General features: G+C 73.7%; 19 protein-coding genes. 9 read left to right on the top strand and 10 right to left on the bottom strand.

All coding sequences use genetic code 11. The features are described from left to right. Positions 1–150 precede the first annotated feature (150 nt). Positions 151–1,215: a M23 family metallopeptidase gene (locus ASF47_RS21670; RefSeq protein ID WP_056863840.1), complete on the top strand. Its 1,065-nt coding sequence runs from the start codon at positions 151–153 to the stop codon at positions 1,213–1,215. A 75-nt stretch (positions 1,216–1,290) separates the two neighbouring features. On the opposite strand, the gene pcrA is transcribed toward ASF47_RS21670, so the two are convergent. The 5 genes from pcrA to ASF47_RS09875 all read right to left on the bottom strand — a co-directional run bounded on the left by pcrA (position 1,291) and on the right by ASF47_RS09875 (position 7,311). Beyond that, positions 1,291–3,738 (bottom strand): DNA helicase PcrA, encoded by a 2,448-nt coding sequence (gene pcrA / locus ASF47_RS09895; protein WP_056863839.1) that lies wholly within the window; start codon positions 3,736–3,738, stop codon positions 1,291–1,293. A gap of 61 nt (positions 3,739–3,799) precedes the next feature. Then, positions 3,800–4,162, bottom strand: a complete 363-nt coding sequence (locus tag ASF47_RS09890) for a hypothetical protein (protein ID WP_056863838.1) — start codon at positions 4,160–4,162, stop codon at positions 3,800–3,802. 10 nt (positions 4,163–4,172) lie between these two features. After that, complete coding sequence (locus tag ASF47_RS09885; RefSeq protein WP_056863837.1) at positions 4,173–4,643, bottom strand: universal stress protein; 471 nt, start codon at positions 4,641–4,643, stop codon at positions 4,173–4,175. Between the two features lie 52 nt (positions 4,644–4,695). After that, on the bottom strand, positions 4,696–6,126 hold the full coding sequence (locus ASF47_RS09880) for an APC family permease (RefSeq protein WP_056863836.1): 1,431 nt from the start codon (positions 6,124–6,126) through the stop codon (positions 4,696–4,698). A gap of 99 nt (positions 6,127–6,225) precedes the next feature. Further along, positions 6,226–7,311 (bottom strand): glycerophosphodiester phosphodiesterase family protein, encoded by a 1,086-nt coding sequence (locus tag ASF47_RS09875; RefSeq protein ID WP_162242270.1) that lies wholly within the window; start codon positions 7,309–7,311, stop codon positions 6,226–6,228. Between the two features lie 83 nt (positions 7,312–7,394). On the opposite strand from ASF47_RS09875, the gene ASF47_RS09870 reads away from it, so the two are divergent. Then, the gene (locus ASF47_RS09870) at positions 7,395–7,937 is read left to right on the top strand and encodes a YbaK/EbsC family protein (RefSeq protein ID WP_056863834.1); all 543 of its coding nucleotides are present in this window, start codon (positions 7,395–7,397) and stop codon (positions 7,935–7,937) included. A gap of 4 nt (positions 7,938–7,941) precedes the next feature. Here ASF47_RS09870 and npdG read toward each other — a convergent pair whose 3' ends face one another. Continuing rightward, a complete protein-coding gene (gene npdG, locus ASF47_RS09865; protein WP_082500187.1) occupies positions 7,942–8,682 on the bottom strand; it encodes an NADPH-dependent F420 reductase in 741 nt (246 codons plus the stop codon). An 89-nt stretch (positions 8,683–8,771) separates the two neighbouring features. On the opposite strand from npdG, the gene ASF47_RS09860 reads away from it, so the two are divergent. The 4 genes from ASF47_RS09860 to ASF47_RS09845 all read left to right on the top strand — a co-directional run bounded on the left by ASF47_RS09860 (position 8,772) and on the right by ASF47_RS09845 (position 15,709). Continuing rightward, positions 8,772–10,853: an acyltransferase family protein gene (locus ASF47_RS09860; RefSeq protein WP_056863833.1), complete on the top strand. Its 2,082-nt coding sequence runs from the start codon at positions 8,772–8,774 to the stop codon at positions 10,851–10,853. A 92-nt stretch (positions 10,854–10,945) separates the two neighbouring features. Then, positions 10,946–11,977: an LLM class F420-dependent oxidoreductase gene (locus ASF47_RS09855; RefSeq protein WP_056863832.1), complete on the top strand. Its 1,032-nt coding sequence runs from the start codon at positions 10,946–10,948 to the stop codon at positions 11,975–11,977. Between the two features lie 52 nt (positions 11,978–12,029). Further along, positions 12,030–14,627 (top strand): bifunctional FO biosynthesis protein CofGH, encoded by a 2,598-nt coding sequence (locus ASF47_RS09850; protein ID WP_056864573.1) that lies wholly within the window; start codon positions 12,030–12,032, stop codon positions 14,625–14,627. Positions 14,628–14,668: 41 nt separating this feature from the next. Beyond that, positions 14,669–15,709: a mechanosensitive ion channel family protein gene (locus tag ASF47_RS09845; RefSeq protein ID WP_056863831.1), complete on the top strand. Its 1,041-nt coding sequence runs from the start codon at positions 14,669–14,671 to the stop codon at positions 15,707–15,709. Between the two features lie 97 nt (positions 15,710–15,806). Here the strand turns inward: ASF47_RS09845 and ASF47_RS09840 are convergent, their stop codons facing one another. From ASF47_RS09840 to ASF47_RS09830, 3 genes are read right to left on the bottom strand one after another with little or no spacing between them, the layout of a single operon-like run. Then, complete coding sequence (locus tag ASF47_RS09840; protein ID WP_056863830.1) at positions 15,807–17,063, bottom strand: sugar ABC transporter permease; 1,257 nt, start codon at positions 17,061–17,063, stop codon at positions 15,807–15,809. Continuing rightward, a complete protein-coding gene (locus ASF47_RS09835; protein WP_056863829.1) occupies positions 17,060–17,887 on the bottom strand; it encodes an ATP-binding cassette domain-containing protein in 828 nt (275 codons plus the stop codon). The genes ASF47_RS09840 and ASF47_RS09835 overlap by 4 nt, the downstream gene beginning before the upstream one ends. Further along, on the bottom strand, positions 17,887–18,990 hold the full coding sequence (locus tag ASF47_RS09830) for a substrate-binding domain-containing protein (protein WP_056863828.1): 1,104 nt from the start codon (positions 18,988–18,990) through the stop codon (positions 17,887–17,889). The genes ASF47_RS09835 and ASF47_RS09830 overlap by 1 nt, the downstream gene beginning before the upstream one ends. Positions 18,991–19,158: 168 nt before the next feature. On the opposite strand from ASF47_RS09830, the gene ASF47_RS09825 reads away from it, so the two are divergent. From ASF47_RS09825 to ASF47_RS09815, 3 genes are all read left to right on the top strand, one after another. Continuing rightward, the gene (locus ASF47_RS09825; RefSeq protein ID WP_056863827.1) at positions 19,159–20,358 is read left to right on the top strand and encodes an ROK family transcriptional regulator; all 1,200 of its coding nucleotides are present in this window, start codon (positions 19,159–19,161) and stop codon (positions 20,356–20,358) included. A 70-nt stretch (positions 20,359–20,428) separates the two neighbouring features. After that, positions 20,429–20,917 (top strand): DUF5709 domain-containing protein, encoded by a 489-nt coding sequence (locus tag ASF47_RS09820; RefSeq protein ID WP_056863826.1) that lies wholly within the window; start codon positions 20,429–20,431, stop codon positions 20,915–20,917. Between the two features lie 397 nt (positions 20,918–21,314). After that, positions 21,315–22,634: an HNH endonuclease gene (locus tag ASF47_RS09815; protein WP_200919026.1), complete on the top strand. Its 1,320-nt coding sequence runs from the start codon at positions 21,315–21,317 to the stop codon at positions 22,632–22,634. 10 nt (positions 22,635–22,644) lie between these two features. On the opposite strand, the gene guaA is transcribed toward ASF47_RS09815, so the two are convergent. Continuing rightward, on the bottom strand, positions 22,645–24,237 hold the full coding sequence (guaA, locus tag ASF47_RS09810; RefSeq protein ID WP_056863825.1) for a glutamine-hydrolyzing GMP synthase: 1,593 nt from the start codon (positions 24,235–24,237) through the stop codon (positions 22,645–22,647). Positions 24,238–24,496 lie beyond the last annotated feature (259 nt).

The raw sequence follows: 24,496 nt of genomic DNA, 5'->3' as shown, positions 1-24,496 counted from the left end.
CCGGCGCCCCCCACCACCGTCGATCACGGGAGTCACTGCTTCATGGGTCATCACCGAGTCGCACCCACCGGCACCAGCCGCAGCGATCTCGGGACCCCTGACACCCCGGCGGACACCCCGGCTGTCACCCCGGCCTACCGCGGTCGTCGCGTGGCGACCGTGCCCGTCGACTCCGCCGCGACGACCGCCGCACCGGCGGCGCCCTACGTCGGCCGCCGCGTGGCCCGCCCGGCCCCGGTCGTCACCGTCGAGCCGGTCACCGCGTCCGCCGGGCGCCTCGACACCGGCCCGGGTCTCGACGCCGGCACGGTGGACCGGATCCTCGCCGACCTCGAGCCGGTCGACCACACCACCTCCTTCGCCTCCGACCCGACCGAGCTGCTGCCGCTGACGCCGGCGCGCCCGGGCCTGTCGCACCCCGAGACCGCCGAGCTCCGCACCGCGGGCAGGCGCAAGGCCGTCAAGCACGCCGGCGACCGCGGCGCGCTCCTGCGCCGGATGCCCTCGGTGCCGGTGCTCGTGGGGATCGCGGCGCTCGCGGTCTCCGTGGGCGGCGCGGTCACCGTCACCGACACCGACCTGGCCGCCCAGGAGGCGGCGCCCGTCGGCCCCAGCAGCGCCCTCACCGGCTCCAGCGGCGGTGGCGTCGTGGGCCTCGACCGCGAGGAGCGCATCTCGCGCGACTCCAGCCGCGACGCGCTGGGCGACCTCGCCGACGAGCGGCTCGTCGAGGCCGCCGAGGCCCAGGCCGCGGAGCGCAACACCGAGCTGCGCACCCTCGCCAACGCCGCCGAGGTGCAGTCGAAGAAGATCGAGGCCAACCAGTGGGTCCTGCCGCTCAGCGGCTACCGCCTCACCGCGCGCTACGGCGAGTACGGCCTGTGGGCGACCTACCACACCGGCCTCGACTTCGCCGCCCCCACCGGCACGCCCCTCGTGGCCATCGCCAACGGCACGATCACCTCGACCGGCTACGACGGCGCCTACGGCAACAAGACCGTCCTCACCCTCGAGGACGGCACCGAGCTGTGGTTCTGCCACCAGACCTCGATCGACGTCTCCCCCGGCGAGACCGTCACCGCGGGCCAGCAGATCGGCACCGTCGGCTCGACCGGCAACGTGACCGGCCCCCACCTCCACCTCGAGGTCCGCCCCGGCGGCGGCGACCCGGTCGACCCCTACGAGGCGCTCTCGGTCAACGGCGTCACGCCGTAGCACCGCCAGGGCCGGGCTCCGCCCCGCCCTTCTCGTGCCCGCCCCAGGACCCGGCCGCCGGCCTCGGCCTCGGCCTCAGAGCTTCTGCACGGGCGCGTAGCGCAGCAGCAGCCGCTTGACGCCCTGCGAGCCGAAGTCGATCGAGGCCACCGACTTGTCGGCCACGCCCTCGACCGCCACCACGGAGCCGAGGCCGAAGGAGTCGTGCTGCACCCGGTCGCCCGGCTCCAGCGACGGCACCTCGCGCGCCGGCCGCGACTTGGCGGCGGCGTCGGCGCGCAGCGCGGCGGAGGAGAAGTTGCGGCGACCGGCCGCGGTCGGCGAGCCCAGGCCGCCGCCGTAGGAGCCGCCCAGGTCGGGGCGCGACCACTGGGTCTGCGCGGCCTCGGTGCGGCGCCAGTCGACGAGGTCGACCGGCATCTCGTCGAGGAAGCGCGACGCCGGGTTGTGCGACGGCGCCCCCCAGGCCGAGCGGACCACGGCGCGGGAGAGGTAAAGGCGCTCGCGGGCGCGGGTGACGCCGACGTAGGCCAGGCGTCGCTCCTCCTCCAGCTCCGGCTGGTCGCCGAGGGCCCGCGAGTGCGGGAAGACGCCGTCCTCGAGCCCGGTGAGGAACACCACCGGGAACTCCAGCCCCTTCGCCGTGTGGAGGGTCATCAGGGTCACCACGCCGGTGTCGTCGGGGTCGTCGGGGTCGGTGTCGGGGATCTGGTCGGAGTCGGCCACGAGCGCGACGCGCTCCAGGAAGTCGCGCAGACCGGGCGCGACCTGCCCGGCGTCGACGTCGGCCGGGTCGGCCGAGGGCCCCGCGACGGGGTCGTCGCTGAACTCGCGCGCCACCGCGACGAGCTCGGCGAGGTTCTCCGCGCGCGTGGCGTCCTGCGGGTCGTCGGAGTCCTCCAGGGCGGCGACGTAGCCCGAGCGGGCCAGCACGGTCTCGAGCACGACGTCGGCGCGCTCGCCTCCGTCGACCATCGACTGCAGCTCCTCGATCATGGCCACGAAGCCGCGGATGCTGCCCAGCGAGCGGGTCGCGAGCCCGGGCGCCTCCTCGGCGCGTCGCAGCGCCTCCCAGAAGGTCGTGCGGTCGCGCTCGGCGAGCGCGTTGACGCACGCCACCGCCCGGTCGCCGATGCCGCGCTTGGGGGTGTTGAGGATCCGGCGCAGCGAGACCTGGTCGTCGGGGTTCGCCAGCAGCCGCAGGTAGGCCAGGGCGTCGCGCACCTCGCGGCGCTCGTAGAACCGCACGCCGCCGACCACCTTGTAGGGCTGGCCGGTGCGGATGAACACCTCCTCGAAGACCCGCGACTGGGCGTTGGTGCGGTAGAAGATCGCGACGTCGGAGGCCCGCGCGCCCTGGTCGACGAGGGTGTCGATCTCGGAGGAGACGAAGCGGGCCTCGTCGCGCTCGTCGTCGGCGACGTAGCCCACGATCCGCTCGCCGTCGCCGGCGTCGGACCACAGCCGCTTGGGCTTGCGGCCCTTGTTGTGGCCGATGACGGCGTTGGCGGTGGTGAGGATGGTCTGGGTGGAGCGGTAGTTCTGCTCCAGCAGGATCGAGGTGGCGTCGGGGAAGTCCTCCTCGAAGTCCAGGATGTTGCGGATGTTGGCGCCGCGGAAGGCGTAGATCGACTGGTCGGCGTCGCCGACGACCATCAGCTCGGCCGGCTCGACGCGCTCGGCGGGCTCCACGGTCGAAGTCGGGTCGGCGAGCGAGGCGTCCTCGAGCTGCTCGGCGCACAGCTGGTGGACCAGGGCGTACTGCGCGTGGTTGGTGTCCTGGTACTCGTCGACGAGCACGTGGCGGAAGCGGCGCCGGTAGGTCTCGCGGACCTCCGGGAAGCGCTGGAGGAGGTGCACCGTCGACATGATGAGGTCGTCGAAGTCGAGGGCGTTGGCCTCGCGCAGGCGGCGCTCGTAGAGGGTGTAGGCGGCGGCGTAGGTCTGCTCGAGGTTGTTGGTGGCCAGGGCCGTGGCCGCCTCGGCGTCGCGCAGCTCGTTCTTGTGGTCCGACACCCAGTGCAGCAGGGCGCCGGGCTGGTAGCGCTTGGGGTCGAGCTCGAGGTCGGCGACCACCAGCGACATGAGCCGCTTCTGGTCGGCGGCGTCGTAGATCGAGAAGCTCGACTTCAGACCGAGCTTGTCGACCTCCTTGCGCAGGATGCGCACGCAGGCGGAGTGGAAGGTCGAGACCCACATGATCCGGGCCCGCTTGCCGACCAGCTCCTCGACGCGCTCCTTCATCTCGGCCGCCGCCTTGTTGGTGAAGGTGATGGCCAGGATCGAGCCGGGGTGCGCACGGCGCTCCTGGATCAGCCAGGCGATGCGGCGGGTGAGCACGCGGGTCTTGCCCGACCCGGCGCCGGCGACGACCAGCAGCGGCGCGCCCTCGTGCACGACGGCTGCGCGCTGGGGCTCGTTGAGCCCCTCGAGCAGCTCCTCGCGCGTGGGGCCGCGCCGGGTGGTGCGGGGCTCCTCGGGAGCGACGGACTCGAGACCAGGGAGGGGGAACGGGATGCTCATGCTGCCCTCCACCCTACGGCCGCGGTCGGCGTGGTCGGGCAGCGCCGACGCCGCGGTCGGCTCAGTAGGAGCCGTGGGCGGGCGACCAGAAGACCGCGACCGCGATGGTGAGCACCGTGAGCCCCAGCAGCGCCGCCCACAGGCCCTGGGCGATGCGCTCCTTGCGCAGGTTGGCCATCACCAGGCCCAGGATGACCAGGCCCACCACCAGCTTGACCCCGATCTTGGCGTGGTCGACGTCGGTGTCGCCGGCCTCGAGCACGCCGACCAGCGCGATCCCGGCCAGGACGGCCGTGCCGGCGCCGTCGCGCATCAGCTCGTTGACCCGCTTGTGCGGCTCGCGGGCCTGCACGAGCAGGCCGCCGAGGAGGGCCGCGAAACCGAGGATGTGCACGAACAGCAGGACCAGCCGCAGGATCTCCATGCCGCGCAGCCTACGGTCGCGGCGCGCGGGGCCGCGGCACAGGGCGCACGACCAGCACGGGGCAGGGCGCGGAGTGCTGGACCCGCTGGGCGGTGCTGCCGAGCAGCACGGTGCGGCTCAGCCCGCGACCGCCCGCGGCGACGACCACGAGGCCGGCTCCCAGCGCCGAGGCGGCCTGGGTGATCTCGTGGGCCGGCGAGCCGCTGCGGATGCTGGTGCGGACCGTGGGGCCCCAGCCGTCGAGCTCCGCCGCCACGACGCGCACGGCGCTCTCCGCGGCCGCCCGGAACGACGAGGACTCCCCCTCGGCCCGCGTGCGGTCGGCGGGGGTCAGGTCGTCGGCGAAGGCCACCGCGGCGAGCGGACGCACCACCGCCAGCACCGTGACGTCGGTGATCCTGGCCGGGTCGGCGAAGGAGCGCAGGTGGCGCGCGGCGTCGAGCGACTGCTGCGAGCCGTCGGTGGCGACGATGACGTGCACGGGGGCCTCCTCGGGCGTCCGGTGGTGCTGGGGGCTGGTGGGGGGGCGGGCCTCAGGTGCGGGGCTCGACGGTGGACTCGCCCCGGGCGCGGCCGTGCGGCCGGTCGCGGCGACCGACCAGGCGCTCCACGACGTAGAGCACCAGGCCGACGGCCAGCAGCCCGCCGCACCACAGCAGCGAGGTGGGGTCGTCGTACACGACGTAGGCCAGCAGCACCAGGTTGCCGACGATCCCGACGGCGAGCAGCGCGGTGGGGGCGGTGTAGGTGTCGTCGGCCTCGTCGTGGCCGCGCAGCCTGAGCGCGGAGAGGATGACCAGGCCGTAGATGAAGAGGGTGAAGACCACCGTGACGGTGGCCAGCCGCGCCACCACGTCGACGCCGACGCCGGCGCGGTTGAGCAGGGCGCCGACGACCAGCAGGGAGCAGACCACGACGGCCGCGAAGCTCAGCGCGACCCAGGGGCTGCGGCGGCTGGAGTGGATGCGGGCGAAGACGCCCGGCACGACGTCCTCGCGCGCCATGCCGTAGAGGATGCGCGACTGCGTGACCACCGAGACCAGGGTGGTGTTGGTGATGGCGACCATGGCGATCACGGCGAAGACCACGCTGAGCAGCCCCACGGGCAGGGGCAGCACGCCGGCCTCGACCACCTCCAGCAGGGCGGCGTCGGAGGAGGCCAGGTCGGCCACGGGCACGACCAGGGCCGCGGTCACGGCGACCAGCACGTAGATCACGCCGGCGACGACCATGCCGCCGACGAGGGCCCGCGGGAAGGTGCGGGCCGGGTCGATGGTCTCCTCGGCGACGTTGGCGGCGTTCTCGAAGCCCGTCATCGCGAAGAAGGCGAGCGCGACGCCGGCCACGATCGCCAGCACGGGGTCGCCGTCGGCCCGGAACTCGGTGAGCGTGCCGAAGTCGGCGTCGCCCTGCGCGACGTAGACGACACCGATGACCACGACGATGACCAGACCGGCGATCTCGACGACGGTCATCACCATGTTGGCCACGACCGACTCGGTGATGCCGATGTAGTTGACGACCGCCAGCACGAGGATGAAGACCAGCGCCACCAGCAGGCCCGGGGGCAGCTCCCACACCTCGGCGAAGTAGGCGGAGAAGCCGGTGGCCAGCGACCCGGCCGCGGCGAAGGTGGCCGAGAGCATCGAGATCGTGACGAGGAAGGTCAGCGCGGGGCTGCGGAAGGCCTTGTTGACGTAGAGCGCGGCGCCGGCGGCCTGGGGGTACTTCGTCACCAGCTCGGCGTAGGCCAGCCCGGTGATCGTCGCGACCGACACCCCGACGGCGAAGGCGATCCAGAAGGCGCCCCCGACCGCACCCGCGACGGCGCCGATGAGCACGTAGATGCCGGAGCCGAGCACGTCGCCGAGGACGTAGAAGAACAGCAGCCTCCCGGTGATCGACCGGGTGAGGTCCCCGTCGTCGGGGAGCGCGGTCGTGGTGGCTGCGGAGGAGTCGGCCATCGGCCCACCGAAGCCGCCCTCGGAGCCCGGGGTCAAGCCCGCGGCGGCGCTCTCACCCCGCCGGGTGACCCGGGCCCCCGCCCCGGCGGAGCGGGGGCCTCAGGCCGGCACGCGCACGCCGACCGGCGCCAGCCAGGCCTCGCGGGCCGCCACCGCCGCGTCGGGCTGGTCGGTGATCAGCCCGTCGACGCCGAGCTCGAGCAGCAGCTCCACGAAGCCGCCGAGGTCGCCGTGCGCTGCGGGGCGCTCCCCGGCCTCCTCGCCCCGGCGGAAGGGGGCCGGCAGGAAGTGGTTCTCGGCCCGCAGCGTCCACACGTGGACGGTCAGCCACTCGCGGTGGGCGTCGGCCACCAGGGTGGAGGGGCGCATGCCGCGACCGCCGGGCGCCTCGGCGGCCACCAGCGAGTGGTGGGCGCCGACGCCGTCGGCGTAGCGCTCCACCAGGGCCAGGCCCGCAGGGCTGGCCAGGTCGCCGAAGGTGCGCGGGTCGCCGGCCGCGGCGAGGTCGGCGGGGCGTCGGTCGCGCCGGTCGAGCAGCTGCACCAGGGGCACCCGCACCTGGCCGGCCAGCTGCTGGAGGATCGTGGGCTCGAAGGACATCACCGTCACCCGCGAGCGCGGCGTGTCGACGCCGTGGCGCCGCAGCGTGGCGACCAGCGCGGTGTCGAGCGGCAGCCCGCGCGAGGCGGACCAGGCGGCGTCCTTGAGCTCGATCATGACCCCGATCGAGCGGCCCCGGGCGGACGACTCCGCGGCCACCATCTCCAGCACGTCGTCGAGCGTCGCCACCGGGAGCCGGCCGTCGTGGGCGGCGCTGGCCGGGCGCAGCCCGGGCATCCGCTCGACCACCCGCAGCGTGCGCAGCTCCGAGAGCGGGAGGTCCTCGGCGAACCAGCCCGTCACCTCCTCGCCGTCGACCACCCGCGTGCTGCGGCGGTGGGCCAGCCCGGGGCGCGCGGCGATGTCGGTGGTGCGGGCCAGGTCGCTCTCGTGGCGCACCACGAGCACGCCGTCGGCGCTCACGACCAGGTCGAGCTCGATGTCGTCGGCGCCCATCGCGATCGCGGCGCGGTAGGCCTCGAGCGTGTGCTCGGGCCAGGTGCCGCTGGCGCCGCGGTGGCCCACGACGGCGGGGGTCACGGCCAGGGTGCGGGGACGACGGACGGGCAGGGACACGGTGGTCACGACCTCGACGGTGCGTGGCACCTCCGTCCGCGCGGTGACCCCGAGGTGAACGACGCGTGAGGGGCGGTGGGCAGGATGGGGCCGTGGACCTCTCCCCCGTCGGCACCCTGTCGCCCTCGCCCGCCCTCGACCACCCCGACCTGCTCGCCGCGCCGGTGGCCCGCGCCCTGGCCTCGCTGCCGGGCGCGGAGCGTGTCGGCGTGGTCGCCATCGACCCCGACCTGGCCGACACCGCGGCCCTGAGCGAGGCCCACCAGGTGCCGCTGGAGGCCAGCGCCAACTGCGTCCTGGTGGCCGGGCGCCGCGACGGGGAGGAGCGGGTCGCCGCCTGCGTGGTGCGCGCCGACACCCGCGCCGACGTCAACGGCCTGGTCAAGCGCACCCTCGACGTGCGCAAGGCGTCGTTCCTGCCGATGGAGCGCGCGGTGGCCGAGTCGGGCATGGAGCACGGCGGGATCACGCCGATCGGCCTGCCGGCCGGCTGGCGGCTGCTGGTCGACGCGCGGGTGCTGGACGTCGAGGTGGCCGTCGTCGGCTCCGGCGTACGCCGCTCCAAGGTGCTGCTGCCGGGTCGCCTGCTGGCCGACCTGCCCGGGGCCGAGGTGGTGGAGGGCCTGGCCGGCTGACGGGCTAGAAGCCGGTGACCTTGATGCTGGAGTGGATCTTGTAGCGCCGGTTGATCGAGATCAGCACGGCGGTGAGCGGCTCGACCTGGCGGGCCAGGCGCAGCTTGCCGGCGTCGATGCCGGGCCGCCCGGTGACGCTGGCGCACAGCGCCATGACGGTCTCCTTGGCCTCCTTGACGTCGCCGACCACCAGGACGTCCTCGTGGGCCAGCACGTCGTCGTCGCCCCACAGCGAGACCGCCGAGACGTTGTGGAAGGCGCCCACCACGGTGGCCGAGTCCCCCACGATGCGCTGGGCCGACTCCGCGGCCGACCCCTCGCCGCCGTCGATGACCAGGCCGTGCGCGCCGCGCTTGTCGAAGGCCAGCGGGTTCACGCAGGAGATCACCGTCGTGCCGGCCAGCGGGAGGGTGGCGACCAGCTCGTCGTGGCCGTCCCACGGCACGGCGAGCAGCACGAGGTCGGCGCCCGCGCAGGCGTCGGCGTTGGTGGCGCCCGTGACCGTCCCGGCGCCCTCGACGCCGACGAGCCGGTCGGCCACCTCGGCGGCGACCGCCTCGGCCTTGTCGGCGGCGCGCGAGCCCAACACGACGTCGTGGCCGCCGCGCGCGAAGCGGTAGCCGAGCCCCTTGCCCTGCGGCCCCGTGCCGCCGACCACGGCGATGCGGTGGCGGACCGTACCGGCGCCCGGGTCGGCGTCGTGGTCGGTGGCGGTCTCGGACGTGGCGGCGGGCTGGCTGGTCACGCGAGCGAGTGTGCCAGTGGCAGCGAGGACGCCGTACTCGTCATCAGGTTTTGGTACCGTCGGCCCCTCAACCGCGCAGGAGCTCAGGGGTGGCGAGTCGATACCGCAGCGATGTCCAGGGCCTGCGCGCCGTCGCCGTGCTCGTCGTCATCGCTGCGCACGCCGGTGTCCCCTTCCTGCCCGGCGGCTTCGTCGGGGTCGACGTCTTCTTCGTCGTCTCCGGCTTCCTGATCTCGGGGCTGCTCTTCCGCGAGATGCGCCGGGGCGAGAAGGTCTCGCTGACCGCCTTCTGGTCGCGCCGGGCCCGGCGGATCCTGCCCGCCGCCACGCTGGTCACGGCGCTCACCGTGCTGGCCTCGGTGGCGTGGATGAGTCTCATCGACGCGCGCGAGGTCGTGGTCGACGCCGTCTGGGCCACCCTCTTCGCCGCCAACGTCCGCTTCGCCGACCAGGGTGACTACTTCTTCGCCCAGGACGGTCCCCCGTCGCCGATGCAGCACTACTGGTCCCTGGCGGTCGAGGAGCAGTTCTACGTCGTCTGGCCGGTGCTGCTCGTGGTCTGCGCCCTCGCGGTGCGCCTGGTCACCCGCTCCGACGAGCGCCGGCTGCCCGAGCGCACCCTGGCCGTCGTGCTGGTCGCGCTGACCGCGGCCAGCTTCGCCTGGTCGGTGGCGGGCACGGCCGGTGACTCCGGCAGCGCCTACTACTCCACCCTCGGGCGGGCCTGGGAGCTCGGCGCCGGCGCGCTGGCCGCACTCGCCGCGCCGCGCCTGCGCAAGCGGATGCCGGCCCTGGCGGTGCCGCTGCTCGGTGCCGGCGGCCTGCTCGCGGTGGGGCTGGCCTGCGTCCTCTACTCCTCGGCCACGGCCTTCCCGGGGTGGGCCGCGCTCCTGCCGGTGCTCGGCACGGTGGCGCTGCTGCTCGCCGGCATCCGGCCCGGCCCCCGCCACGACCCGGTCCGGGCCCTGCTGACCTGGCGCCCGGTGCGGGTCCTGGGCGACTGGTCCTACTCCCTCTACCTGTGGCACTGGCCCGCGCTGATCCTCGCCGAGGAGTGGGCGCTGCGCCCCCTGACCGGCGCGGAGCGCGCGCTGGTGCTGCTGGTGGTGCTGAGCCTGGCCGCGCTGACCTTCCGCTTCGTCGAGACGCCCTTCCGACAGGGACTGCCCCCGCGGCTGCTCGTGGCCCCCCGTCCGCTGCTGCTCTACCCGCTGAGCCTGGCCGTGGTCGCCGCGTCCTGCGTCGGCGGGTGGCAGTGGATCGAGGCCCGCACGGGCCAGGGCGACGTGCCCGCGATCGCGGTGGCCGACCCCGCGGGCGCCGACAGCACCGTCGCGCTCGTGCGGGCCTCGGTCAACGCCGCGCGCGACCGGATGGCGGTGCCCAGCGAGCTCGACCCCAACCTGCTGACCCTGCGTGACAGCGTGGCCGACGTCGGCGCGTGCGACTACGAGGAGGACGTGCAGGAGCTCTGCCTGCGCGGCGACCCCGACGGGGAGCGCACCGTGGTGGTCACCGGCGACTCCCACGCCCGTGCCTGGATCCCGGCCGTGGAGCGGATCGCGGTGGAGAACGGCTGGAGGGCCTACTACCTGGTCAAGCCGCAGTGCCCGGCCGCCCACGTGCCGGTGGCGCCGCTCAACGAGCGCCGGGTCTTCACCGAGTGCACCGGCTTCCAGGACTGGGTGGTCGACCAGGTCGAGGCCCTGCAGCCCGACCTCACGATCGTCTCCTCCTCGCCCCCGGTCAACGGGGTGTGGATCGACGGCGAGCTCGCGGCCACGATCGAGCGGGTCGCCCCGGTGCTGGAGGAGGGCTACGACGAGCTCTTCGACGAGCTGCACGCCGCCTCCGAGCGGGTGCTGCTCATCAAGGACGTGCCCAAGTCGGGCATCGACCCCGGCGAGTGCCTCACCACCGGCACCCCCAGCCTCGGCGACTGCATGTTCCAGCCCGTCGAGCGCGCCGAGATCCTCGGCGACGTCGCGGTGAAGTCGGCCCTGCTGGCCGACGCCGAGGTCGTCGACCCCACCCCGTGGCTGTGCTACCAGGGCGAGTGCCCGGTGGTCATCGGCGGCACGCTGTCCTACCGCGACACCGACCACCTGACCACGGAGTACTCCGAGCTGCTGGCCGGCTCCCTGGGCCGCGCCACCGGCATGACCGACTGAGCACCGCCGCACCGATGGTGACAGCACCGCTGTCACGGTAGGGTCGCGAGCGTCGCCGCCGGGACCGGCCCGGCCCCAGGCCCAGGAGACCCATGAAGCTGTCGATGCCCCTCGTCTACTCCGGCAACCCGCGCGAGGCCGCCGACCAGGTCGTCGCGCTCGAGAAGGCCGGTCTCGACATGGTCTGGGTCGCGGAGCCCTACGGCTTCGACGCCCCCACGCTGATGGGCTACCTCGCCGCCAAGACCGAGACCATCGAGATCGGCGCCGGCATCCTCAACGTCTACTCCCGCACCCCGGGGGCGATGCTGCAGACCGCGGCGGGCCTCGACAACGTCTCCGGCGGCCGCGCGGTGATCGGCCTGGGCGCCTCGGGACCCCAGGTCATCGAGGGCTTCCACGGCCTGCCCTACGACAAGCCGCTCGGCCGCACCCGCGAGATGGTCGAGATCCTGCGGCTGGGGCTGCGCCGCGAGCCCCTCGTGCACGAGGGCAAGGTCTTCACGCTGCCCCTGCCCGCCGACCAGGGCCTCGGGCTCGGCAAGCCGCTCAAGCTGCTGACCCGCCCCGAGCGCCCGGTCGTGCCGCTGTGGGTGGCAGCGCTCGGCCACGCCAACGTGCGGATGACCGCCGAGATCGCCGACGGCTGGCTCCCCTTCCTCTTCCACCCCGAGAAGGCCCAGGAGGTCTGGGGCGAGCCGCTGGCGCAGGGGCGCGCCAAGCGCTCCGCCGACCTCGCGCCCCTCGAGGTCAGCGCCGGCGGCCTGGTGGCGATCGGCGAGGACGTGGAGGGGATGCTCGACCTGATGCGCCCCACCTACGCGCTCTACGTCGGGGGCATGGGCGCCAAGGGCAAGAACTTCTACAACGAGCTGGCCCGCCAGTACGGCTACGAGCAGGAGGCCGAGCAGATCCAGGAGCTCTACCTCCAGGGCAAGAAGAAGGAGGCCGAGGCGCTGGTGCCGCTGGAGTGGCTGCGCGCGGGCAACCTGGTCGGCCCCGCGTCCTACGTCAAGGAGCGCATCGCCGCCTTCCGGGAGGCCGGTGTCACCAACCTCTCGGTCACCCCCGCCTCCGCCGACCCGGCCGCGACGATCGCCCAGGTCAAGGAGTGGGTCTCCTGAGCGGGTGTCCTGAGCGCCGGGCCCGCAGGGGGCGCGGGATAGCCTCTCGGTGATGGCTGAGCGCACCGCCCCGAGACCCGACCCCGACCCGACCCCCCAGCAGGTACGCCGCGCCCTCGCGCGCGCCGAGCGCGGGGCGGCGCTCGACGTCGAGGAGGCGTCGGTGCTGCTGGCCGCCACCGGCGCCGACCTCGACCGGCTCTGCGCGGCCGCCGCCACCGTGCGCGACGCCGGGCTGCTCGCCGCGGGGCGCCCGGGCGTGGTCACCTACTCGCCCAAGGTCTTCATCCCGGTCACCACGATGTGCCGCGACCGGTGCCACTACTGCACCTTCGTGGAGAGCCCGGGCCACCTCCAGCGCGAGGGCCGACCGCTCTACCTCTCCCCCGACGAGATCCTCGACCTGGCCCGCCGCGGCGCCGAGCTGGGCTGCCTCGAGGCGCTCTTCACCCTCGGCGACCGCCCCGAGGAGCGCTGGCCCGAGGCGCGGCAGTGGCTCGACGAGCAGGGCTACGACTCGACCCTGGCCTACGTGCGCGCGATGGCCGTGCGGGTGCTGGAGGAGACCGGGCTGCTGCCCCACCTCAACCCCGGAGTGATGAGCTGGGAGGAGATGAACCGGCTCAAGCCGGTCAGCCCCTCGATGGGCATGATGCTCGAGACCACCTCGCGACGGCTCTTCGAGACCCGCGGGCTGGCCCACTTCGGCTCCCCCGACAAGGACCCCGCCGTGCGGATGCGGGTGCTCGAGGACGCCGGTCGTCTCTCCATCCCCTTCACCACCGGGCTGCTCGTCGGCATCGGCGAGACCCTGCGCGAGCGCGCCGAGACGGTGTTCGCGCTGCGCGGGGTGGCCAAGGCCTACGGCCACGTGCAGGAGGTGATCGTGCAGAACTTCCGCGCCAAGCCCGACACCGCCATGCGTCACCGCGACGACCTGGGCCTGGAGGAGTACCGCGCCGCGATCGCGGTGACCCGCCTGGTGATGGGCCCCCGCATGCGGGTGCAGGCCCCGCCCAACCTCGTCGACGCCTCCGAGGGCTCCGCGGAGTGCCGCGCCCTGCTCGACGCCGGCGTCGACGACTGGGGCGGGGTCAGCCCGCTCACCCCCGACCACGTCAACCCCGAGCGCCCGTGGCCCACCCTCGAGCGGCTGCGCGCCCACACCGCGGCGGCCGGCCTCGAGCTGGCGCCCCGGCTCACCGTGCACCCCGAGCACGTCCGGGCCGGTCTCGGCGGCGGCAGCCCCTGGCTCGACCCGCGGGTCAGCGCCCACGTCGCGGCGCTCGCGGTGCCCGACGGGCCCGCGGCCGGTCTGGCGCGGGTCGGCGTACGACCGGAGGGGCGGGTGTGGCAGGAGCCCGACGGCGGGGCGGCCTCGCTCACCACCAGCACCGGGCGCACCGACCTGCACGCCAGCATCGACACCGAGGGCCGCAGCGAGGATCGCCGCTCCGACTTCGCCGGGGTCTACGGCGACTGGGACTCGGTGCGCGACGCGGCCGGGTCGACGTCGCTGATCGACGGCGCTCCCGCGGTGCTCCACGCCGAGGGGGCCGCCGCGCTGCGGGCCGCGGAGGCCGACCCCGGCGGGCTCGGCGACGAGCACGCGCTCACCCTCATGACCGCCGAGGGCCCGCTGCTGGAGCAGGTGTGCCGCCTGGCCGACGACCTGCGCCGCGAGGTCGTCGGCGACACCGTCACCTACGTCGTGAACCGCAACATCAACTTCACCAACGTCTGCTACGTCGGCTGCCGCTTCTGCGCCTTCGCCCAGCGGCGCACCGACGCCGACGCCTACTCGCTGTCCCTCGACGAGGTCGCCGACCGGGCCGCGGAGGCCTGGGACCTCGGCGCGACCGAGGTCTGCATGCAGGGCGGCATCGACCCCGAGCTGCCCGCCTCGGCCTACGTCGAGCTGGTGGGGGCCGTGCGGCGTCGCGTGCCGCAGATGCACGTGCACGCCTTCTCCCCGATGGAGGTGCTCAACGGCACCGCCCGCACGGGCCTGTCGACCGAGGACTTCCTCATCAAGGCGCGCGAGGCCGGCCTGGGGTCGCTGCCGGGCACGGCCGCGGAGATCCTCGACGACGACGTGCGCTGGGTGCTCACCAAGGGCAAGCTGCCCACCTCCACCTGGATCGACATCGTCTCCACCGCCCACCGCGTGGGCGTGCCGACGACCTCGACGATGATGTACGGCCACGTCGACAACCCGCGGCACTGGGTCAACCACCTGCGCGTGCTGAGCCGGGTGCAGGACACCGCGCGCGAGCACGGCGCCGCGGAGTTCACCGAGTTCGTGCCGCTGCCCTTCGTGCACACCTCGGCCCCCATCTACCTCGCCGGCGTCGCCCGCCCCGGACCCACGCTGCGCGACAACCTCGCCGTGCACGCGATGGCGCGGATCCTGCTGCACGGGCGCATCGACAACATCCAGACCTCCTGGGTCAAGCTCGGCGTCGAGGGCACCCGCGCGATGCTGCGCGCGGGCGCCAACGACCTCGGCGGGACCCTGATGGAGGAGACGATCTCGCGCATGGCCGGCTCCGAGCACGGCTCGGCCAAGACGGTCGCCGAGCTGGTGGAGATCGGCGCGGGCATCGACCGGCCCGTGACCGAGCGCACGACCCTGTACGCCGCCCGCTGACCCCGCCCGCGGGGTCGGCCGCGGACCGGGCACGATGACCCATGCGCGTTTCGTGGACCAACGCCCTCATCGCCGGCGGGTCGGCCCTGCTCGGGGCCCTCGCCCTCATCGTGCTGACCCACGTGGTGGCCCGCCTGGTGCAGCGACGCTGGCCGCCCGGGGAGCGACTCTTCCGCCAGGCCCGGGTCCCCTACCGGGTGCTCGTGCTGGTCATCGCGCTCAACGGCTGGGTGGCCGGCGTGCGGCGTCGCGGCGACGACGAGGTGTGGTGGCACGCCGCGGTCCTGGCGGGGCGGACCCTGTGGATCATCGCCGCCGCCTGGCTGGTCACCGTGGTGCTGCTCTTCCTCCAGGACCTCGGCCTGGGCCGCGCCCGCACCGACGTGCGCGACAACCGGGCCGCGCGCCGCGTCCGCACGCAGGTGCTCATCCTGCGCCGTCTCACCGTGGCCCTCATGGTGGTGGTCGCCCTCGGCGCGATCCTGCTCAGCTTCCCGGGGGTCCGCACCATCGGCGCGAGCGTCCTTGCCTCGGCCGGCCTCATCTCGGTGGTCGCCGCGCTGGCCGCGCAGTCCACGCTGGCCAACGTCTTCGCCGGCATCCAGCTGGCCTTCAGCGACGCGATCCGCATCGACGACGTCGTGATCGTCGAGGAGGAGTGGGGCTGGATCGAGGAGATCACCCTCAGCTACGTCGTCGTCCGGCTCTGGGACGACCGCCGCATGGTGCTGCCCTCGACGTACTTCACCACCACCCCCTTCCAGAACTGGACGCGCCGCAACTCCGAGCTGCTGGGCGCCGTGGAGCTCGACCTCGACTGGCGCGTCGACACCGCCCGGATGCGCGAGGCCCTGCCGGGGGTCATGGCCTCGGCCGGCGAGCTGTGGGACGGGCGCGTCTCGCTGCTGCAGGTCACCGACGCCGTCGCCGGCTTCGTGCGGGTGCGGGTGCTGGTCACCGCCGTCGACGCCGGCACGCTCTTCGACCTGCGCTGCCACGTGCGCGAGCAGCTGGTGGCCTGGCTGCGCGACCACGACCCGGCCGGCCTGCCCCGCACGCGCCTCGAGGTCGAGCGGGACTGAGCCGGGCGCGGGCGCCCGGGTGCGGACGCGCCGACGGGCGGGACCCCGGGAGGGTCCCGCCCGTCGGCGGTGGTGCGGGTGGGGCGGGGCCGGGCCGCTACCCGCGTCCGCTGGAGGAGCGCACCCGGCGCGAGACCGAGTCGATCGCGACCGCCAGCAGCAGGACCGCACCGGTGACCATGAAGCGCACCGAGGAGTCGACGTTCATCAGGTTCAGGCCGCTCTGGATGGCCTGGAGCACGATGATGCCGAGCAGCGCGGAGTACGCCGACCCGCGGCCGCCGAAGAGGCTGGTGCCGCCGATCACCGCGGCCGCGATCGCGGTCAGGTTGGTGTCGGTGGTGCCGCTGCTCTGCGAGACCGAGGTGAGCTGACCGGCCAGCAGGATGCCGCCCAGGGCCGCGAAGGTCGAGGTCGCGGCGAAGACCGAGAAGTAGATCCGGCCCACCTTGATGCCGGCGCGACGGGCCGCCTCCTCGTTGCCGCCCACGGCGTAGACGTGGCGACCCCAGGTGGTCTTGCGCAGCATGAGGTCCATGACGACGACCAGGGCCACGAAGAGCACGAACAGGTAGCCCCACCCGCGGTCGATGCCGAGGTAGTAGGTCAGGAAGCCCAGCCCGCCCGCGAGGAGCACCGCCTTGATGCCGACCATGGTGAGGTTGGGCGGGGTCAGGCCGGCCGCCTTGCGCCGGCGCACCATCAGCAGCTGCGAGCCGACGTAGGCCAGCACGACCACCGCGAGCAGCACGTAGGCCGCACCGTCGCTGAGGAAGCGCTCGCGGGCGAACTGCCGCAGGCCCGAGTCGGTCGGCAGCACGATGGTGCCCTGGTCGCCCAGCACGTAGAGCAGCGCTCCCTGGAAGCCGAGCAGGCCGGCGAGGGAGAACACGAAGCTGGGCACGCCGAGGCGGGTGTAGAGCAGGGCGTAGACCGAGCCGATCAGGGTGCCGATCAGGATGCCGGCGATCATGCCGACGACCAGCGACTGGCTCTTGTTGGCCACCAGCACCGCCATGGAGGCGGCCGCGAAGCCCGAGACCGAGCCCACCGAGAGGTCGATCTCCCCCAGCAGCAGCACCAGCACGATGCCCAGCGCGATGACGCCGACCGGTGCGGCGAAGAGCGTGATGTTGACCAGGCTCTTCGACGACAGGAACGTCGGCTCCTGGGAGTAGAAGACCAGCGAGATGACGATGAGCCCGATGACCACGGGCAGCATGCCGAGCTCACCGCCCTTGAGCCGGTTCCAGACCGCGCGGGCCTGGCCGCCGAGACCCTGGCTCTGGATGAGCCGCTCGTCGGCGATGTCGGCGGCGACGGCCGACTGCGTCTCGTCGGTCGTGGCGCTCACTGGCCCGCTCCCTCGGTGGTGTCGGTGGTGCCGGCACGCCGGCTGGCGCGCGCGGCGACCACGTTGTCGGAGGCGCCGGTGATGGCCGCGACCAGCTGCTCGGTCGTGGTCTCCTCGGTGCGGAACTCCGCGGCGTTGCGGCCCAGGCGCATGACCACGATGCGGTCGGCCACGGCCTGGACGTCGGCCATGTTGTGGCTGATGAGGATGACCCCGAGCCCGGTCTCGCGCAGCCGCTCGACGAGGTTCAGGACCTCCGCGGTCTGCGCGACACCGAGGGCCGCGGTGGGCTCGTCGAGCATGACGAGCTTGGGGTTGCCCACGAGGCTGCGGGCGATCGCCACCGTCTGGCGCTGACCGCCCGACAGCCCCGCGATGGGGATGCGGACCGAGGGGATCTTGGCGGAGAGGGTGCGCAGCAGGCGCCACGCCTCCTTCTCCATCGTGACCTCGTCGAGCACCGGCCCGAGCAGGCGCTCCTGGCCCAGGAACAGGTTGGCGACGACGTCGAGGTTGTCGCACAGGGCCAGGTCCTGGAAGACCGTCGCGATGCCCAGCGCCTGGGCGTCGGACGGGCCACCGACCGAGATCTTGCGGCCCGCGAAGGTGATGTCACCCTCGTCGGGCTGGTAGACCCCCGAGATGACCTTGACCAGGGTCGACTTGCCCGCACCGTTGTCGCCCACGAGGGCGACGACCTCGCCGGCCGCCACCTCGAGGTGCACGTCGGTGAGGGCCTGCACGGCCCCGAACCTCTTGTTGATGCCGGTCAGGGACAGGACGGTCTGTCCCGTGACCGGCTTCTCCGTCGTCGTGGCGCTCATCAGGAGATGCCAGCCTCCGAGCACGCAGCGGCGTAGTCGCCGGTGCAGATGTCGGCGGCGGAGTAGAAGCCGTCGGCGATGACGGTGTCGGCGACGTTGTCGGCCGTCACGACGATCGGGTCGAAGATGTAGGACGTGACGCCCTCGTAGTCGCTCTGGTCGATGCCGGTCTCGCTGGTCGACGCGGGCTCCTCGCCCTGGGCCAGGGCCACGGCCACCTCGGCGGCCGTCTCGGCCTCGATCGGGATGGGCTTGTAGATCGTCATCTCCTGCTCACCGGCGAGGATGCGCTGGATCGCGGCGACCTCGGCGTCCTGACCCGTGATCGGGGGCAGCTCGTCGGAGGAGACGCCGGCGCCGGTCAGGGCCGCGACGACGCCGCCGGCCTGGCCGTCGTTGGCGGCGTAGACGCCCTGGATGTCGCTGGGGTCGTACTTGCTCAGCTGGTCGGTCGTCCACTGCTGGGCGTTCTCGGGGCTCCAGTCGGGGTTGTCGTACTCCTCGGCGATGGTGACGCCGCTGGAGTCGAGCACGCTGTGGGCGCCGGCCTTGAACTGCGCGGCGTTGGGGTCGCTGGGCGCACCGTTGAGCATGAGGATGTTGCCGGTGTCGCCGACGGCCTCGACGAGGGCCTCGGCCTGCATCTGGCCGACGGTCTCGTTGTCGAAGGACATGTAGTAGTCGGCGCCGTCGATGAAGCGGTCGTAGGCGATGACCGGCACGTCCTGGCCCTGGGCCTCCTGGACCATGCCGGTGGCGCCGGCGCCGTTGACCGGGTCGAGCACGACGACGGACGCGCCGGCGGTCAGCGCGCTGGTGAGCTGCTGGGCCTGCTTGGCCTCGTCCTGGTCGGCGTTGTAGTAGTCGACCTCGCAGTCCGAGCACAGCTCGGCGACCGCGGCCTCGAAGAGCGGCTTGTCGAAGGCCTCGTAGCGGGTGGTCTTGGACTCCGGGAGGAGCAGGGCGATGGTGCCGCCGGAGGCGCTGTCGCCGCCGCCGTCGGAGCCGCTCTCGGCGTCGTTGGCGCCGCAGGCGGTGAGGCCAGCGGTGCCGATGGCGAGCACAGCACCGAAGGCTGCGAGGCGGTGCAGGGGTGTGGACATGGTTCTCCCTCGACTGGGGCGGGCACGCCGCCGGGTTGACTGGGTCGAGTGTCAGCCGTCACAGACTTGTCGTCAAGTAGTGAACGCAAAGATGGTCATAACTCGTTACTCGCACGTTGATCATTCACGTCTTGACCACAAGCTGTGACCCGAGGCACAGTTCCGCCCATGACCAGACAGCGCCTCGACGCCGCCCCCGGGTCGACGTCGACGCTGCGCACCGCCAACCAGCACCGCGTGCTCGACGTCCTGCGGGGGCTCGGCGTCGTCGACCCCGCGGTGGCCGGCGAGGACGTCGACGCCCTGCCCGCGGAGTACACGCAGGCCGAGCTCGCCCGCACCACCGGGCTGGCCCCGGCCACGGTGTCCAACATCCTGCGCGACCTGTCGTCGGCCGGGCTCGTCGCCATCGCGCCCGGCAGCGGCCGGCGCGGGTCCTCGGTGAGGCTCGCCGAGACCGCCGGCGTCGTCGCCGGCGTCGACTTCGGCCACAGCCACGTCGCCGTCGCCGTCGGGGACCTCGCCGGCCGGCTCCTCCACGAGGAGCGCCGCCCCCTCCACTCCGGGCTCGACCACCGCGCCGCCCTCACCTGCGCCCACGACATGCTCCGCGGCATGCTCCCGGCCGGGCCGACCCTGCGCACCGTCGGGCTGGGCCTGCCGGCCCCCGTCACCGCCGACGTCGTGCAGTCCTCCGCCATCCTGCCGTCATGGGTCGGGGTCAACGCCCGCACCGCCGCCGAGCAGGTCTTCGGCGCCACCGCCCTGGTCGAGAACGACGCCAACCTGGGTGCGCTCGCCGAGCACCGCCGCGGCGTGGGCCGCGGTCACCGCAGCTCGGTCTTCGTGAAGATCTCCTCCGGCGTGGGCGCCGGCGTCGTCATCCGCAACGAGCTCTTCCGCGGGGCCCACGGCAGCGCCGGCGAGATCGGCCACCTCACCCTCGACGAGCAGGGCCCGCTGTGCCGCTGCGGCAGCCGCGGGTGCCTGGAGGCCTACACCTCCATCGGCACGGTGCAGTCGATGATGGGCGGCCAGCTGCCCGGCGCGGTCATCGAGGAGATCGTCGACGCCGCCCTCGCCGGCAACGTCGCCGCCCAGCGCGCCTTCGAGGACGTCGGGCTCCACCTGGGCTGGGGGCTGGCCAGCATCGTCAACCTGCTCGACCCCGACATCGTGGTCGTCGGCGGCGACATGGCCCGCGCCGGCGAGCTCGTGCTCGAGCCCGCGCGGGTCGGCCTGCGCCGCCACGCCCTCGACGCGGCCGCCCTGACGCCCGTGCTGGCCAGCGAGCTCGGCAACCGCGCCAGCCTCGTGGGTGCCGTCATCGTGGCCGCCGAGCGCACCGAGCTGATCGCGCCCGCCTGAGCCCCCCGCGTCGGGCCCGGGGTCCCTTCGGGTGACCTGACCACGCCGTGGGGCGGCCTACGGTGGAGCCATGACCGAGAGCACTCCTGACCCGACGACCGACGCCGAGACCTACGGCGACTACTCCGTCGACGACGAGGACCAGCCCACCAACATGGACGACCTCGGCGACCCCGACGTCGCCGACGAGCTCGACCGCGGCTACTCCCCGCCGGAGAAGTACTCGGCCGCCCAGGGCTTCGGCAACACCCCCTACGAGGAGGCCACCGGCGAGACCCTCGACCAGCGCGTCGCCCAGGAGGTGCCGGAGGCCGACCCCTACGAGCAGGCCGAGAAGGCCGACGCCGATCCCGACGTGCGCCTCGACCAGCTCGACGACGGCGAGGTCGGCGACGAGCGCGCGGGCCGCCTGGTCGACCCCGACCAGGGCCTCGGCGAGGACGTCGACCAGGAGCTCGTGGGCGACGACGTCGGCATCGACGGCGCCGCGGCCTCGGCCGAGGAGGCCGCCGTGCACGTCGTGCCCGACGACTCCGACCCCGACACCTTCAACGCCTGACCGACGGGCGCAGGACGCAGAAGAGGCCCCCGGCTGCTGCCGGGGGCCTCTTCGCACGTAGTGAACCGCTGGCGTCTCGGGTCACCAGCGGCTCGAGAAGAACGTTAGGCGCTCTCGCGTGCGCTGTCAGCCGCTGCGCCGCGAAATGGCCCGGTCGGGCCATGCGCCATGGCCCGGGGAGCGGCGTACGCCTGGCACGTGCGGGTCAGGCGGGGGTCGTCCCGGCACCTCTCGCACCCACCGCCGCCACTCCGCCTGCGGCGCGCAGCCCCGCGCCTGCCCGACCCCACCGTCGCCCACCACCCGACCAGCCTTCCAGCAACCCTCCACAACGCGCCGCTCACCATCGACACGAGACTGACCTCGGCGTACAATCGAACACATATTCGCATCATCGGTGGTCGAGGTCGCGGGCCTGGTGGCAGCCCTGGCCACCGTGGCCCCGCTCGATCCTGCGGGTGACGACGGGCGGTCCCGCCGTGCCGCTCTCACCGACGCCGAGCTGGTCGACCTGATCCGCGCCCTGGAGGAGACCAAGGCTGCGGCGGCCGCAGCACAGGCCCGGGCCACCGCGCGACTGGCCGCGTCGCAGCGGGCCGCCCAGCGCGCCGCGGGCGTCCGCCGCGACCGCATCGGCGCCGGCATCGCCGCGCAGGTCGCCCTGGCGCGCCGCGCCAGCCACCACCGCGGCACCCGTGACCTCGGCCTCGCGGAGGTCCTCGTCCACGAGATGCCCCACACCCTGCGGGCGCTGGGCGCTGGCGTCCTCACCGAGTGGCGCGCCACCCTGCTGGCCCGCGAGACCGCCTGCCTGAGCCTGGAGGACCGGCAGGTGGTCGACGCCCACCTGGCCGGCGACACCGCCACGCTGGAGGCCCTCGGCGACCGTGAGCTCGTGGCCGCAGCGCGGCGCATCGCCTACGAGCTCGACCCGCACTCCGCCGTGGACCGCAACCGCCGCGCCGCCCAGGAGCGCGCCGTCACCCTCCGCCCGGCTCCCGACACCATGGCCTACCTCACCGCCCTGCTGCCCGTCGCCGACGCGGTCGCCGCCTACGCCGCCCTCGGCCGCGCCGCCGACAGCCACCGCGGGTCGACCACGGCCGGCCGGGCCGAGTCCGAGCGGCGCTCGCGCGGGCAGGTCATGGCCGACACCCTCCTCGAGCGCCTCACCGGCCGCAGCCACGCCGAGCCCGTGCCCGTCGAGGTCTGTCTCGTCATGACCGACCGCACCCTGCTCGCCGACGACGACGAGCCCGCCACCCTGCTGGGCTACGGCACCGTGCCGGCCGACTACGCCCGCTACCTCACCGCCGCGGCCGCCGACGCCGACCACGCCTGGTACCGCCGGCTCTACACCGCGCCCACCACCGGCCGGCTCCTCGCCAGCGACTCCCGCGCCACCCACTTCGGCGCCGGCCTGGCCCGCCACCTGCGGGCTCGCGACCACGCCGTCTGCCGCACCCCCTGGTGCGACTCCCCCGTCCGCCACAGCGACCACGTCAGCGCCCTCGTCGACGGCGGACCCACCACCACCGACAACGGTCAGAGCCTGTGCGAGGCGTGCACTTACGCCAAGCAGGCGCTCGACTGGCGCGCCCGCTGCGCTGCGGGCCCACGCCACACCGTCGAGCTCACGACCCCCACCGGCCACACGTACCACTCCACCGCCCCACCCCCACCGGGAGCGGGCAGGCACGCCACCTTCGTCACCTGACGCAGGGGGCTCACTCCCACTCGATGGTGCCCGGGGGCTTGGAGGTGATGTCGACCGTGACCCGGTTGACCTCCTCGACCTCGTTGGTGATGCGGGTGGAGATCCGCTCCATGACCTCGTACGGCAGGCGCGCCCAGTCGGCCGTCATGGCGTCCTCGGAGGTGACCGGCCGCAGCACGACCGGGTGGCCGTAGGTGCGGCCGTCGCCCTGGACGCCGACGGAGCGCACGTCGGCGAGCAGCACGACGGGCATCTGCCAGATGTCGCGGTCGAGGCCGGCGGCGGTCATCTCCTCGCGGGCGATGGCGTCGGCCTGGCGCAGCAGGTCGAGGCGGGCGCGGGTGACCTCGCCGATGATGCGGATGCCCAGGCCGGGCCCGGGGAAGGGCTGGCGCCACACGATCTCGGGGGGCAGGCCGAGCTGCTCGCCGACCAGGCGCACCTCGTCCTTGAAGAGCGTGCGCAGTGGCTCCACGAGCTCGAACTCGAGGTCGTCGGGCAGTCCGCCCACGTTGTGGTGGCTCTTGATGTTGGAGGCACCGGCGCCCCCGCCGGACTCCACGACGTCGGGGTAGAGCGTGCCCTGCACGAGGAAGGCGACGGTCTCGCCGGTCTCCTTCACCGCCTCGCCCAGCACCTCGGCCTCGGCGGCCTCGAAGACGCGGATGAACTCGCGGCCGATGACCTTGCGCTTCTCCTCGGGGTCGGTGACGCCGGCGAGGGCGTCGAGGAAGCGCTGCTCGGCGTCGACGACCTTGAGGTCGACGCCGGTGGCGGCGACGAAGTCGCGCTCGACCTGCTCGGTCTCACCCTGGCGCATGAGGCCGTGGTCGACGTAGACGCAGGTCAGCCGGTCGCCGATCGCGCGCTGCACGATCGCGGCGGCCACGGCGGAGTCGACGCCGCCGGAGAGCCCGCAGATCGCGTGGCCGCGCTCGCCGATCTGCGCGCGGATCGACGCGATCTGCTCCTCGACGATGTTGACCATGGTCCAGGTCTGGCGGCAGCCGGCGATGTCGACGAGGAAGTGCTCGAGCACCTGCTGGCCGTGCTCGGTGTGGAGCACCTCCGGGTGCCACTGCACGCCGGCGAAGCCGGCGTCGACGTTCTCGAAGGCGGCCACGGGCGTCGTGGCAGTGGAGGCCAGCACCGAGAAGCCCGCGGGGGCGGCGGTGACGGAGTCGCCGTGCGACATCCACACGGTGTGCTCGGCGGGCACGTCGGCCAGCAGCGTGCCGGGCTCGGCGACCGAGACGGCGGTGCGGCCGTACTCCCGGGCGCCGGTGCGCGCGACCTCGCCGCCCAGGCCGGAGGCCATCAGCTGGAAGCCGTAGCACATCCCGAAGACCGGGACGCCGGCCTCGAACAGCGAGGCGTCGATGCTCGGCGCACCCTCGGCGTAGACCGAGGAGGGACCGCCGGAGAGGATGATCGCCTTCGGCCGGCGCGCGAGCATCTCGGCCACCGGCACGTGGTGCGGCACGATCTCGGAGTAGACCCGCGCCTCGCGGACGCGGCGGGCGATCAGCTGGGCGTACTGCGCGCCGAAGTCGACCACCAGCACGAGGTCGTGGTCGGGCAGCCCGGGCGTCTCGTCACTCATGGACCCAGCCTATCGAGGCCCGGCGCCGTGCCGTCGCGCCGGTCTCGACCCCGGACGAGCGTGCGCAGGAGGGGGAAATGCACCAGGGCCCGGCCGGGGAGGGAGGGTTGGCCGGGCCCTGATCGTCCACGCCTCTGTGGGACAGCGCCTGGACCACTGACCCGGCCTTGGGAGGGAGCATGACTGCCGGGTCTGCTCACCTCAACGAGCCCCCCGAGGCCGGGTTACGGGGCTGACAGGACTTCCTTCCAGAACCGCG

This window comes from Nocardioides sp. Leaf285 (assembly GCF_001422955.1).
GTDB lineage: Bacteria > Actinomycetota > Actinomycetes > Propionibacteriales > Nocardioidaceae > Nocardioides > Nocardioides kribbensis.
The sequence above is the reverse complement of the archived record's forward strand: the minus strand, read 5'-3'. Positions and strand labels throughout refer to the sequence as shown.